Source organism: Flavobacterium esculini, assembly GCF_048284325.1.
Taxonomy (GTDB): domain Bacteria; phylum Bacteroidota; class Bacteroidia; order Flavobacteriales; family Flavobacteriaceae; genus Flavobacterium.
In genome coordinates this window covers 15,033-29,405 of sequence record NZ_JBLVPI010000014.1, presented here as the reverse complement: position 1 = coordinate 29,405, position 14,373 = coordinate 15,033, and the positions used below count along the sequence as shown (strand labels likewise).

Genomic DNA, 14,373 nt, shown 5'->3' with positions numbered 1-14,373 from the left:
AATTTAATTGTATAACTTATTAATTATTAGACAATAAAAATCTTGATCGTGATGTTTAGAACATACAATTCGATGATTTTTTTGTCATTTTTTGATTATTGCTTAAAGCGATTTACTCAAAGCATTGTGAATTTTAGCTGGTATTAAAGCGATATCCAACTCCAGATTCGGTGATGATGTATTTAGGCCGGTTTGGGTCTTCTTCGATTTTTTTGCGAAGTTGTGCCACAAAAACACGCAGGTATTGTGTCTGGTCGGAATAGCTGTTCCCCCAAACTTGTTTGAGTAAATACTGATGTGTGAGTACTCTGCCTTCATTTTTAACCAAAATGGAAAGCAAATTATATTCAGTAGTTGTTAATTTTAGAATTTCATTTTTTAACTTCACGATTCTTGATGTAAAATCAATCGAAATTGCTCCAAACTCAATTATGGGTTCATTTTCATCTTGGTTTAAATTCCTTAAAGCGGTGCGAATTCTAGCCAATAATTCTTGGGTTCGGAATGGTTTTGCCAAATAATCATTGGCACCATTATCGAGTGCTTTTACAATTTCTTCTTCGGTATTTTTTACGGTTAAAATCAAGATGGGCTTTTTATACCATTCTCTCAATCTTTTTAAAACTACCTGTCCATCTTCGTCTGGCAAACCTAAATCCAAGATAATTAAATCTGGCTGATGGTTTGCTGCAAGCGCTATCCCTTCCTTTCCATTTACAGCAAAAATAGTTTTATACCCATTTGAATCTAAAGCAATTTCCAGTAGTTTCCTAATTTGGATTTCATCGTCTATAATTAATATTTCGGCTGAATTATTCATTTGAAATGGCTGCTGTATTCATTACTAATGTTGGAAAATATATTTTAAAAGCGGAACCGCCTTCTTCTTTATTTTCTAAAGTTATTTTACCATTTTGGGCTTCAACAAAACCTTTTACAATAGACAATCCTAATCCGGTTCCTCCCGTTTTAGAATTGTGCAATCTGTAAAACTTATCAAAGACTTTATCAATTTCAGCTTCTGGAAAACCGCTTCCATCATCGGAAATAGTGATGACACACGGTATTAATTTATCTGGATTATATTCAAAATCAATATCCGGATTGTATTGTACTTTGATTTCTATTTTAGCTCCTTTTGGAGTGTATTGAGAGGCATTAAAAACTAAGTTGTAAATAATTTGTTCCATCAAACCGTAATCCAATTTGAAAAGAGGTAAATTTTCATCGGCAACAACTGCGATTTTATGAAATTGCAGATCCTCTTTTAGGCTATCCAAAACATTATAAACCAATTCTTTTAAATCACACCAATCCATTTTTGGTTGTATGACACCCGATTCTAATCTGGACATATTCAATAAATTCTCCACCTGATGATTTAAACGTAAAGATGCTTTTTCGATTTCTGAATATAGTTTTTGTTTATTCTCCTCGGAAATAGTTAACGTTTTACTTTGTATTGTATCAATGGAGCCCATAATTGTAGAAATCGGAGTCCGTAATTCATGTGATAATGAATCCAATAAGGCATCGTATAGCTTCATTGTATTTATCCTGAGTTCTTTTATTTGCAATATTTTTTCGGCTTTTCTGATTCGATAAGTCAAAACCCCGTTGATGAGTGCAATTAGGAAGAACAAAAACAGTAATAAAGAATCTTCGGCATTACTGATATGAAATGTATAATAGGGTTTCAAAAAGAAAAAATTCATGATTAAAGCACTTAAAACAGCACTTAACAATACTGGCAAAATATCTAAAAATGTAGCTAATAAAGAAACTACAACCAATAATAAATAACCCACAATTTTATGATCCAAATAATCTCTGGTAAACAAGCACAATGAAGCAACTGCACTTACAGACAACACACATATCAAGTATTGGTTTTCTCTTTTTATTTGGTTTAAAATACTTTTCACAACTATCTTTCTTATTAACACTACAAAGTTAAATGATATGTTGTAAGTATTTTATAATATATCTGAAGATGGTATAAAGATTTTATAAAGATTTCTTAAAACAATTCCAGTAAAGAAAAGACATAATTTTCATTCGCCTTCATGATGAAGATACAAATGCACTCATTCAACAATTTAAAACCTTTACCAACCTTCATTCAATCCATTTTTAAGTGCTAATTGGTATTTCTCTAAATCAAATTTATATAAATCAGGTGCTTTGTGCGCTCCCCCTTTTCTGCTTTCTTCTAATTTTTCGAGAATATCATAACGCAGCATCTTTCTATAAAAATTACCGCGATTCAACTTCTTAGCTAAAATAATTTCATACAATTTTTGAAGTTCGGGCATCGTAAATTTTTCAGGCAATAAACTGTAGCCAATAGGTTTATGATTTAATTGTCTGCGCAGCGTTTCTAATGCTTTATCAAAAATACTTCTGTGATCCATCATAAAATCTGGCAATTCATCAATTGATTTCCATTCGCACGCATCAGAAAAATCATCCATAACTAAATTTACATGATGAAAATCGACTAAGGCATAAAATCCAACGGATAGAAAGCGCTGTTTGTTCCATAGTGTATCCGGAAAATTATCAAAAATTCCATCAGATCGATTCAAATCACTGAAAACTTTAAATTCTTGCAAATAAATATTTTCAGCACCTGTTCTACTAAATAAAATTCTATTGGCCGCCTCTTTAAGATTTTCTGTTTTTAAAACATATCCTCCGGGAAGTGCCCAAAGATCTGTTTCTTTTAGTCTAGTAACCAATACTTTTAAGGTAGTGTCGTGAAATCCAAAAACAACACAATCCACAGATAAATTTGGAATGTATATATCCCAAGATTCAGCTGATTTTCCCTCTATTATTTTATTAAATTCCATAGTTTTATATTAATCGCAAAAATACGAAATTGATTATAATTTTTACTTTAAAAACTGATAATCAAAAAATAAACTGTCTTTTTTTGCAAATATTAAAAAAAATAATTAATATTGCTTCATAATGAAGCAATAAAAAAATCTATTTACAAAAAAACCAAATGAAGAACAATTCAATTTCGAAAATCGCAAAGACTTCGCTTCTTTCAGCGCTTGTCATTTCTGGAATTTCTTGGGCAAAAAACCCAGAAATAAAAGAGACTAAACCCAATCCTATAATAACTGTTAACGGATTTACCTTTTCTGATTTAAATAAAAATGGAAAGTTAGACCGATACGAAGATTACCGTCTTTCAACTCAAGACCGAATTCAAGATTTAATCAACCAAATGACTGATGACGAAAAAGCGAGTATGCTTATTGGAATTGGCATGCCTGGTTTTGACTGGGCTAAAATGCAGTTTTCCACTGAAAAAGACACTGCTAAAGTTCCTGGTTCTGCTGGAGGAACAACAGCCATTTCTCGTTTAGGAATTCCTTCCGTAATTGTATCTGACGGTCCTGCAGGTTTGCGTATTAAATCCATTAGAGATGAGGATTCGAATACGTATTATGCTACCGCATTCCCTGTGGGAACAGCACTAGCTTCTACTTGGAATGTAGCACTTATCAATACTGTTGGTAAAGCAATGGGTAATGAGGTAAAAGAATACGGAGTAGATGTTTTATTAGGTCCAGGAATGAATATTCACAGAAACCCATTGTGTGGAAGAAATTTTGAATACTATTCTGAAGATCCATTAATAGCCGGAAAAATTGCAGCTGCAATGGTAAATGGTATACAATCTAATGGTGTAGGAACTTCAATAAAACACTTTGCTGCCAATAATCAGGAAAGAAACAGAATGGGTGTTAATGCACATGTCAGCGAAAGAGCGTTACGCGAAATATACCTAAAAGGATTTGAAATTACAGTTAAAGAATCACAACCATGGACGGTAATGTCATCTTATAACTTACTGAATGGTACTTACACATCAGCACGCAAAGATCTATTGACTACTGTACTTCGTGACGAATGGGGATTCAAAGGATTAGTGATGACAGACTGGTTTGGAGGTTACAATGGATTTGGAGCTATTATGGATAAAAACGTTGTTAGTGATGTTGCGAAACAACTTACAGCAGGAAATGATTTATTGATGCCGGGTTTACCTGCGCAACAAAAAGTAATAGCTGAAGATATAAAAAGCGGGAAATTATCTAAAGAAGCAATCAATATCAATTTAAGAAGAGTATTAGAATTGGTTATGAGATCTCCGGCAATGAGCAATTACAAATATTCTAACAAACCAAACTTAAAAGAAAATGCAGAAGTTACAAGACAAGCTGCTGCGGAAGGGGTTGTTTTATTAAAAAACAATAACAATGTATTGCCTTTCACTTTAAAATCAGCTCCATTAGCCGTTTTTGGTGTAACCTCTTATGATTTTATTTCTGGTGGAACTGGTAGTGGTGATGTTAATGAAGCCTATTCTGTTTCATTAATTGACGGTTTAACAAACTCCGGATTTTCTATTGACAAAGAATTAGAAGGATTATACAAACCTTTTATGGCTACTCAAAAAGAGATTGAAACAAAAAGACGTGAAAAAGAAGGTTTATTGGCAACTCCAAAAAGACTTCCTGAATTAGAATTAAACCAAGAAATTGTTAAAAATAAAGCGAACACATCTGAATTGGCATTAATCACAATTGGAAGAAATGCTGGTGAAGGTGATGACCGTAAAGTAGATGAAGATTTTAATTTGGCTCAAGATGAAATCAACTTAATCAATACGGTTTCAGCAGCTTTTCATGCTCAAGGCAAAAAAGTGGTGGTAGTTTTAAACATTGGTGGTGTGATCGAAACAGCAAGCTGGAAAGATAAAGTAGATGCTATCCTTTTACCTTGGCAACCGGGTCAAGAAGGTGGAAATTCTGTTGCGGATGTTTTCTCTGGAAAAGTAACTCCTTCTGGAAAATTAACAATGACTTTCCCAGTAAAATATGAAGATACACCATCCGCTAAAAACTGGATTGGAACACCTGCTGAAAATCCTACTAGTGTAACTTATGAAGAAGGAATTTATGTAGGATACCGTTATTTCAATACATTCCATGTAAAACCATCATATGAATTTGGATACGGATTATCTTATACTACATTTGATGTATCTAATTTAAAATTGAGTTCAAGCGCATTTGCAGACAAAATGAACGTTACCATAACTGTAAAAAATACCGGTAAAATAGCAGGTAAAGAAGTCGTGGAATTATATCTTTCTGCTCCTGCAAAAACAATTGACAAACCTACAGAAGAACTAAAAGCTTTTGGTAAAACTAATTTATTACAACCTGGAGAAAGTCAAACAATTGTATTGACATTAAATTCAAAAGATTTGGCTTCATTTATTCCAAACAAAAATGCTTGGATTGCCGAAGCAGGTTCTTATAAAGTAGCAATTGGAACGTCATCATTAAATATTAAGCAAACTGCAAATTTTACTTTAGCAAAAGAAAAAATTGTTGAAAAAACAAATTCAGCGTTTGCTGCTGACTCAGAATTCACTGATTTGAAGCATTAGTATACAAATTATAAGAATTACTCAAAAATGGGTTCGATTTTTCGGACCCATTTTTTTGTTTCTAAAGAATTTGTTTTACTACTTTTACATTTTATAACCTGTCACTTGAAATTGTGGCAAAAAGTAACAATCCATGTCTGTAGCAAAAAAAGATTACAAAAGAATTACAACAAAGTCATTAATTGAAATGAAAGCTAATGGAGAGAAAATTTCCATGCTGACCGCTTATGATTATACCATGGCTAAAATTGTTGATACTGCTGGAATCGATGTAATCCTTGTTGGTGATTCGGCTTCGAATGTAATGGCTGGACATGAAACGACTTTACCTATTACTTTGGACCAAATGATATACCACGCTTCCTCTGTAGTTAGAGCCATAGAAAGAGCTTTGGTTGTGGTTGATTTACCTTTTGGAAGTTACCAATCAGACCCTAAAGAAGCATTGCGTTCTGCCATCAGAATCATGAAAGAAAGTGGTGGACATGCCGTAAAATTGGAAGGTGGAAAAGAAATTAAAGATTCTATCAAGAAAATACTTAATGCTGGAATTCCAGTTATGGGACATTTGGGTTTAACCCCACAATCCATCTATAAATTTGGAACCTATACCGTTCGTGCCAAGGAAGAAGAAGAAGCGCATAAATTAATGGAAGATGCTAAATTGCTTGAAAAATTAGGCTGTTTTGCCTTGGTTGTTGAAAAAATTCCAGCCTATTTAGCAGAACAAGTAGCCAAAAGTATTTCAATTCCAGTTATTGGTATTGGTGCTGGTGGCGGTGTTGATGGACAAGTTTTGGTTATTCACGATATGCTTGGAATGAATAATGAATTCAGTCCTCGTTTCTTGAGAAGATACATGAATTTATATGAAGGGATGACAACTGCAATCAGTCAATACGTTACTGATGTGAAATCGAGTGATTTTCCTAATGCTAATGAGCAATATTAGTATTCAACCGCAGTATTTAGTTTCCAAAAAATAACATAAAAAGTGTCTACCAAAATAATTTCAAACAAAAACAACCTCCAAATTCTTCACGAAGACAACCATCTTATTGTGGTCAATAAGCGTGTAGGAGATATTGTGCAAGGGGATAAAACCGGGGATAAACCTTTGAGTGAGGTTGTCAAAGAATATATCAAAGATAAATTCAACAAACCTGGTGAAGTTTTCCTGGGGGTAGTCCATCGTTTAGATAGACCAACAACTGGAATAGTCGTTTTTGCCAGAACAAGTAAGGCTTTAACCCGAATGAATGAATTATTTAGCAATCGAGAAACTCAAAAAACGTATTGGGCAATCGTAAAAAACAAACCTTCAAAAGAGGAAGATAATCTCGTTCATTATATAAAAAGAAACGAAAAAAATAATACTTCCAAAGCGCATATTAAAGAAGTTCCTGAAAGTAAATTAGCCAGTCTAGATTATAAAATATTCAAGGAACTCAATAATTATTTTGCATTAGAAATTAATCTTCATACAGGTAGGCATCATCAAATCCGAGCCCAACTTTCTGCTATAGGTTCACCTATAAAAGGGGATTTAAAATACGGTTTTGACCGCAGTAATCCTGATGGCGGCATTCATTTACACGCCAGGAAATTAACATTCATTCATCCTGTTACAAAAGAAGCCTTAAACATAACTGCTCCTACTCCATCTGATTCCATATGGGACGCACTATGATTTTTTTTTTAAAGAATAATTCTTTATGTAAATTATAAAAATTAACTTGCATAGCACTAAATAAATTGTGCATGCCTAATGAATTATAAAACTACTATAGGATTTAGAAAGGAAACTTTAACAAAGTTACTGGATGTGATTATTACTCATGAAAATGAAATTATTCAGGCTTTATACGATGATTTCAGAAAACCGGCTTTTGAAGCGGTACTCACAGAAACCAATTATGTTATTTCTGAATTAAAAGACACTATAAAGAATTTATATAAATGGGCTAAACCAAAAAAAGTATTTCCTTCCATTCTCAATTTCCCTTCCACTGATTATATTTACAAAGAACCTTACGGCAAAGTATTAATTATAGCGCCTTGGAACTATCCGTTTCAACTGGCTCTTTGTCCTTTGATTTCAGCTGTCGCTGCAGGAAATCAAGTAGTTTTAAAACCTTCTGAACTCACTCCAAAAACAGCTGAAATAATTGCAAAAATTATTGCAAAAACATTCCAAATCAGTCATGTCGAAGTTGTAGAAGGCGGAGTTGAAATTACTCAGAATTTGCTTTCTCAACGCTGGGATTATATCTTTTTTACAGGAAGCGTTCCGGTTGGCAAAATTGTGGCAAAAGCTGCTGCCGAAAACTTAACTCCCGTAACACTGGAACTTGGCGGAAAAAACCCTTGTATTATTGATGAAACTGCCAATTTAAAACTCGCAGCTAAAAGAATTGTTTGGGGAAAATTTATAAACGCTGGTCAAACCTGTATTGCACCCGATTATATTTTGATTCAAAAAAACATGAAAAGCCATTTTTTGGAATTCATGAAAGAAGAAATCACCAAAGCATACAGCGAAAATCCTAAACTATCACCTGATTATGCCCGAATTATAAATCAAAAAAACTGGCTTCGATTGGTCAATATGATTGAGGAGGACAAAGTGGTTTTTGGGGGTCAAACTGAAATTGAAAATTGTTACATCTCCCCTACGCTTATTGATGAATCGAGTGTGGACAGTCTGATTATGAAAGAAGAGATTTTTGGTCCTTTGCTTCCTATTCTTTCGTATGAAAATGAGACCGAAATAAATGCTATAATTTCTAAGTACGAGAAACCTTTAGCCTTATATATTTTTACTGAAAATCATTCGTTTGCACAAAAAATCATACATAAATATTCTTTTGGAGGTGGCTGCATCAATGATACTGTAATTCATTTTTCTAACAAAAGATTACCTTTTGGAGGTGTTGGCCATAGCGGAATAGGCGCATATCATGGCAGTTTAAGTTTTGACACTTTTTCGCATGAAAAGGGAATCGTAAAAAAAGCAAACTGGTTGGATTTACCGATGCGTTATGCACCATACCATGATAAATTAAAAACAATTAAAAAATTATTAAAATGGTTGTAACCAATGAAAAATCGGTAAGTGAGGCCATTAAATACAGACGGTCCGTTCGGGTTTTTAAAAACGATCCCATTGATACACAAAAAGTAAAAGAATGCATTCAATTGGCAACACTGGCAGCTACGAGCAGTAATATGCAACTTTGGGAATTTTATCATGTCGTTTCTCCTGAAATTATACAAAAAATTGCAGGAGCAAGTTTCGGACAAAATGCAGCAAAAACAGCACAAGAAATGGTTATAGTTGTTGCACGAAAAGATTTATGGAGAAAAAGAGTACAGTCAAATATTGATTATTTAATATCGCTATATGGAAATAAACCAGAATCCTCTTATTCAAAAAGAGAAAAATTTGCATTGAATTATTATCAAAAAATTATTCCAACGCTTTACTTTGATTTTCTGGGGATTATTGGAATACTAAAATTTATTATTTTTAAAATCATCGGATTATTCAAACCTATTTACAGAGAAGCAAGACAAAGTGATATGCGCATTGTTGCTCATAAAAGTGCTGGACTTGCTGCACAAAATTTTATGATAAGTATGGCAGCAATTAACTATGATACTTGCCCTATGGAAGGTTTTGATTCGCTAAGAATAAAAAAAATATTACATTTACCTCCTTCATCCGAAATAAATATGATTATAGGATGTGGTCTTCGGGAGGAAAAGGGCATTTATGGAGACCGTTTTAGGATTCCTTTCGAAGAAGTCTATTTTAAACTCTAAACATTCAATTCACAAATAAAACAAATACACTAAATGATGAAAACTACTAAAGAAAAGATAGAAGAAATTAAAATCAATGGATACCAATTAGATTTTGGAAATGTATTTAATCATGCATTTGAAAACTATAAAAAAATTGCACTGTATGCCGGTTTAATAATTTTTGTTTTCTCTGTTTTAATAGCTATTCTTATATTTGGGGCAATAATTTTTACTTTTGGAGTATCCATATTAAATGAAAAATCATTAGAAAATTTAAAAAACGAAAACTTTTCAGGTGTTTACATGTTAGTTTATGTAGTTGGAGCAATAGTGTTATCTTGTCTTTTAAGTCCTTTCCCTGCCGGATTAATTAAAATGGCCTATTGCGGTGAAAAGGATGAAGAATTTCATGTTTCTACAATTTTAGAATATTATAAAGCCCCTTATTTTAAGGAACTTGTAGTTTCTACAATTCTAATTTCGATAGTAACGTCAGGCATATCATCATTGCTTGATTATGCAGGAATTAAAATAGTTGGATCATTAATTGCAATGACAATTTCATTTTTTACTTTTTTAACAATTCCCTTTATTATTTTTGGTAATTTAAAAGCTATTGAGGCCATCAAATCAAGCGTCATAATTATATCAAAACAGCCATTCGTACTTTTGGGATTAATCATTGTATCAGCAATAGCATCGATGGTTGGGTTTATAGGATGTTGCATTGGAGTATTTTTCACAATACCTTTTATGTATTCTATGTATTATGCCATTTATGTTGCAATTATAGGGATCAATTCTGAAAATGAGTTTGAATAAATTGTGCTAAATAACATTGCTTTTAAAAAACACAATTAAAGTATTTTTAGTTGTGTGTTTTTTTAAAAAAATTCATATATTTCGAAATTATAAAGCTAGACCCCAAATCAATCTTTCAAACCTAAGCAAAAATTCCCTATGGTATCATACTGTAGTTCTTTACTATTCTTTAAACCTGACATAGCTTTATTAAGCTTGTTCAATAATTGTATTATTTCCAATCTTTTTTTATTAATTGATAAATCGGCTATAAGTAATAATTTATTTAGAATTATTACTCCATTTTTATTTTTGTTAATTTTTTTATCGATTTATAAATTTTCAAGAATTAAATCTATTTTATATAATAAGCATATAGAAAACTATTCTACAGTGCAGTCGAAAAGTGAAGAATACCAACTTTATCTTTTATTTTTAGGGATTATAATTCCTCTTTTCGAAATCACTTTTGAAATTTTCAAAGTAAGGCACAAAAGTTTATTAATCGTAAATTGTACTTTAGGTGCGTTCTTTTTAACTATATATTTTATTAGTAAAAAATCATCTTATATATTCCGAAACCTAGAACTAATTTTCAAGATACTTTTTTTTATTTCTTTTGGTTTTATATGTAGGAATTTGATTTTTTCTTCTCCTGATATTTTACCAGCTATTGCTTTAATAATAACTTTTTTCTTTTCCTACAGTATTCTAAAATCAATAAAATTGTATTGGTTTTTCGTTGTATCTGTTTTCACTTATTTAATTATCATTTTTATTTTTGAATTAGTACCTCTGAATACCGCTATTATGGTATTTAATTACGCTTTGATAATTACGGTTATTAATTACATAAGACACCTGTATTTATTAAACATAAAAGATAAATTTAGCTTTACGAATGAAATTGTAAACAAAGGAAATTCACTCTCAATGGCGAGCAATAAAAAGGGAGAAATTATATTTTGTAGTGAAAATATTTATGAAATTTTAGGATATAGTCCAAAAGAAGTAATGGGATTGGAGTTTTGGAAACTTACTGAAGATCCAGAATATATTAACGGAAAATATCACGAAAATTATGTTGACGAAAAATTATATGTTAGAAAATTAAAATGTAAAAATGGGGAATATAAATACATTCAATGGAAGGATACAAAATTTTCAGAAGATTTAATCATAGGAATTGGTCAAGATATAACTAATGAAATTCAGATTCAAAATCAATATAAAAACTTAATTCAAACAGCTACGGATATTATTTTTGAAGTAGATGACGATGGTAATTTTACATTTATCAATGATTTTACGATTAAAATTTTAGGCTATCAAGTGAAAGATATCCTTACGAGAAATTATTCAGAATTTATAAGAGAAGATTATATTGCTGAAATGATGCATTTTTATCAAAATCTAGAAGAAAACGAATTTGATTTTCCAACTATCGAAATCCCATTATTAAAAAAGAATGGCGAAATAGTATGGATATCTCAAAAAGTAATTATTCGCAGAAATGATTTAAACAAAATAATTGGCTATTCCGGTATAGGTAGAGATATAACTATTTTAAAAAACATCGAAGCTGAAAATAGAATACGCCAAGAAAAAAATGAAGAATATAACAAAATCATTAAAAAATTATCCACAACTAATTTTAGCAATTTTGAGAATTTTGAAATTAGCATAAAGTTAATATTAGAAGCTGCTGCAAAAAGTTCTAAGTGTAATCGGGTCAGTTTTTGGAAATATACTGAAGATACCATTTGTTGCGAAAATTTATACTTATTGGACACCAATGAATTTGGTTCCGGAAATATTTTAGAAGAGAAAAAATTTCCAATCTATTTTGAATCTATAAAAACAAAAAAACAAATTGTAGCCCCAGATATTTATAATAAATGGGAAATATCTGAATTTATCGAAAACTATTATTCGAAAAATAACATTAGATCAACTCTAGATATTCCTATTTTTACAAATGGTGACTTAATTGGTATTTTATGCTTTGAAACTACCGGAATCCAGAGAAATTGGGATAATGAAGACATCAATTTTGCACGCACAATATCAGACATTATATCATTGGCAATTGCATCACAAATGCGATCTGAAGTAGATAAAAAATTAGAATATAAAAGTGAACTATTATCCGCTATGGCGCTTTGCACCGAAAAATTCTTAAATAGTAAAGATATCAATGCTATTTTTTCGGATGTTCTTATAATCATGGGGAAAGCTACAAAATCACATAGAGCGTATTACTATGAAAATGATCAAAATTCTGGATTAATTAGCCAAAAATATCGATGGCTAATCAACAATATTAAATTAACTGAAAACAACATAAAGCTTCAAAATTTACCTCATGATTTTTTTGAAGAATTACTAACTCCGCTTTTAAATAACCAAATTTTTGAAGCCACAGTTCCTAGCATTAAAAATGAATCTTTAAGAAATAAATTATCCCATGTAGATGTTACTTCATTAATTCTTTTTCCAATTTTTGTAAAAAACAAATTTCATGGATTTTTAGGGTTTGATGACACTCAAAATGAAAGAATTTGGAATGAAGATGAAATCAATATTTTACAAACTCTGGCAAGAAACATTGCTGCCTCTATAGAACGAATTACTAATGAAACGGCAATATATGAAAGTGAAGAAAAATTTAGATTATTAGCTAATAACATTCCCGGAACTGTTTATTTATCTAAATATGATAAATACGCCACTAAAATTTATATCAATGATGAAATTGAAAAACTTACGGGATACCCAAAATCAGACTTTCTTACTAATCGATTGTCATTTATAGACTTAATCTATCCCGAGGATAAAGAACAAACGTTACAAAAACAACAGCAAGCCATCCAAAACGGAAGTCAAATTCATTTAAGCTATAGAATTCTTCATAAAAATAAAGAAATTGTATGGATTGAAGAATTTGGAGATGTTATTTATAAAGATGGTAAAATTGCATTTATTGAAGGTATTTTCATTGATATTACCGAAAGAAAACAAACTGAAAGCGTAATAAAAGCAAAAGAATTAGCTGAGGCTGCCAACAAAGCAAAATCAGAATTTCTTGCTAATATGAGCCATGAAATCAGAACACCTTTGAATGGAATAATAGGTTTTACTGATTTATTAATGAAAACAAATCTTGGAAGAACTCAGGAAAAGTACATGGTTACCGTAAATCAATCCGCACATTCATTATTAGATATCGTAAATGACATTCTTGATTTCTCAAAAATAGAAGCAGGAAAACTCGATTTGTATATTGAAAAATATGATGCTAAGGAAATATTGAGTCAAATCATTGATTTGATATTATATGAATCCAATCAAAAAAAGTTAAATTTAGAATTAAATATAGCCAAGGATGTTCCTAAATATTTTTGGATTGATAGTGTTCGATTAAAGCAAATTTTGATAAATCTTTTAGCAAATGCAGTAAAATTCACAGAAAAAGGTATTATAAAATTAGATGTTTCTGTTATTGAAAAACCGGATGGTTCCAGAGCCAAAATTCGCTTTGCAGTGAAAGATACCGGAATGGGAATATTAGAAGAAAATAAAAAGAAAATTTTTAGGGCTTTTTCTCAGGAAGACAGCTCAACAACCAGAAAATTTGGTGGAACAGGTTTAGGTTTAACGATTTCAAACCAATTATTGGGTTTAATGAATAGCCATTTACTACTGGATAGTAAAATTAATGTAGGTAGTACTTTTTATTTTGATTTAGATTTAGAGATTAGTGATCAAACATCCGGAAATACAGTTCTAATTAACACTCCTTTTGATAAAAAAACAACACCTCTAAAAGACGATAAAAAAATAAAAATAATGATTGTTGAAGACAATAAAATCAACATGTTATTACTTAAAACAATTCTTAAAAGTTCATATTTAAATGCAACTATTTCTGAAATTTTTAATGGGAAAGATGCTGTTGATCAATTTGAAGTTCTAAATCCTGATATTATTTTTATGGACATCCAAATGCCAATAATGAATGGATATGAAGCAACGAAAGAAATTCGTAATTTAAAAAATGGTCTAAATATTCCTATTATTGCAATAACTGCGGGTACTGAAAAAGAAGAAAAAGACAAATGCATAGAGGCTGGAATGAACGATTACATATCAAAACCAATAATAAAAGGGATTATTGAAGAAATACTTTCTAAATGGACAACCTCAATTTATAAGGATTAATAATACTGGAAATCAATACTGCATTAAAAAATAATTTAATTTAGTACAACTATTGAAAAACAAAA

10 protein-coding genes are annotated in these 14,373 nt (G+C 31.0%); 7 read left to right on the top strand and 3 right to left on the bottom strand.

Annotation, left to right across the window (positions count from 1 at the left end; genetic code table 11):
- Nucleotides 1–133: 133 nt before the first annotated feature.
- The 3 genes from ACNQGG_RS12505 to ACNQGG_RS12495 all read right to left on the bottom strand — a co-directional run bounded on the left by ACNQGG_RS12505 (nt 134) and on the right by ACNQGG_RS12495 (nt 2,855).
- Nucleotides 134–820 (bottom strand): response regulator, encoded by a 687-nt coding sequence (locus ACNQGG_RS12505; RefSeq protein WP_417964456.1) that lies wholly within the window; start codon nt 818–820, stop codon nt 134–136.
- On the bottom strand, nt 813–1,925 hold the full coding sequence (locus ACNQGG_RS12500) for a sensor histidine kinase (protein ID WP_417964454.1): 1,113 nt from the start codon (nt 1,923–1,925) through the stop codon (nt 813–815). The genes ACNQGG_RS12505 and ACNQGG_RS12500 overlap by 8 nt, the downstream gene beginning before the upstream one ends.
- Nucleotides 1,926–2,108: 183 nt before the next feature.
- On the bottom strand, nt 2,109–2,855 hold the full coding sequence (locus ACNQGG_RS12495; RefSeq protein ID WP_417964452.1) for an NUDIX domain-containing protein: 747 nt from the start codon (nt 2,853–2,855) through the stop codon (nt 2,109–2,111).
- A 158-nt stretch (nt 2,856–3,013) separates the two neighbouring features.
- Between ACNQGG_RS12495 and ACNQGG_RS12490 the strand changes: the two genes are divergently transcribed.
- The 7 genes from ACNQGG_RS12490 (at nt 3,014) to ACNQGG_RS12460 (ending at nt 14,308) form a co-directional block, all read left to right on the top strand.
- Nucleotides 3,014–5,479: a glycoside hydrolase family 3 N-terminal domain-containing protein gene (locus ACNQGG_RS12490; protein WP_417964450.1), complete on the top strand. Its 2,466-nt coding sequence runs from the start codon at nt 3,014–3,016 to the stop codon at nt 5,477–5,479.
- A 133-nt stretch (nt 5,480–5,612) separates the two neighbouring features.
- Nucleotides 5,613–6,431: a 3-methyl-2-oxobutanoate hydroxymethyltransferase gene (gene panB / locus ACNQGG_RS12485; protein ID WP_417964448.1), complete on the top strand. Its 819-nt coding sequence runs from the start codon at nt 5,613–5,615 to the stop codon at nt 6,429–6,431.
- Between the two features lie 42 nt (nt 6,432–6,473).
- Nucleotides 6,474–7,169, top strand: coding sequence for an RluA family pseudouridine synthase (locus ACNQGG_RS12480; RefSeq protein WP_417964447.1), 696 nt, complete (start codon nt 6,474–6,476; stop codon nt 7,167–7,169).
- Between the two features lie 78 nt (nt 7,170–7,247).
- Entirely contained in the window at nt 7,248–8,576 is a 1,329-nt protein-coding gene (locus ACNQGG_RS12475; RefSeq protein ID WP_417964445.1) for an aldehyde dehydrogenase, read from the top strand.
- Nucleotides 8,567–9,304, top strand: coding sequence for a nitroreductase family protein (locus tag ACNQGG_RS12470; RefSeq protein WP_417964443.1), 738 nt, complete (start codon nt 8,567–8,569; stop codon nt 9,302–9,304). Before ACNQGG_RS12475 ends, ACNQGG_RS12470 begins: the two co-directional genes overlap by 10 nt.
- Before the next feature lie 33 nt (nt 9,305–9,337).
- Complete coding sequence (locus ACNQGG_RS12465) at nt 9,338–10,108, top strand: hypothetical protein (RefSeq protein WP_417964441.1); 771 nt, start codon at nt 9,338–9,340, stop codon at nt 10,106–10,108.
- Nucleotides 10,109–10,897: 789 nt separating this feature from the next.
- Nucleotides 10,898–14,308 carry a PAS domain S-box protein gene (locus ACNQGG_RS12460; RefSeq protein WP_417964439.1) on the top strand — a complete coding sequence of 1,137 codons (3,411 nt, stop codon included), beginning with the start codon at nt 10,898–10,900 and terminating at the stop codon, nt 14,306–14,308.
- Nucleotides 14,309–14,373: the final 65 nt, after the last annotated feature.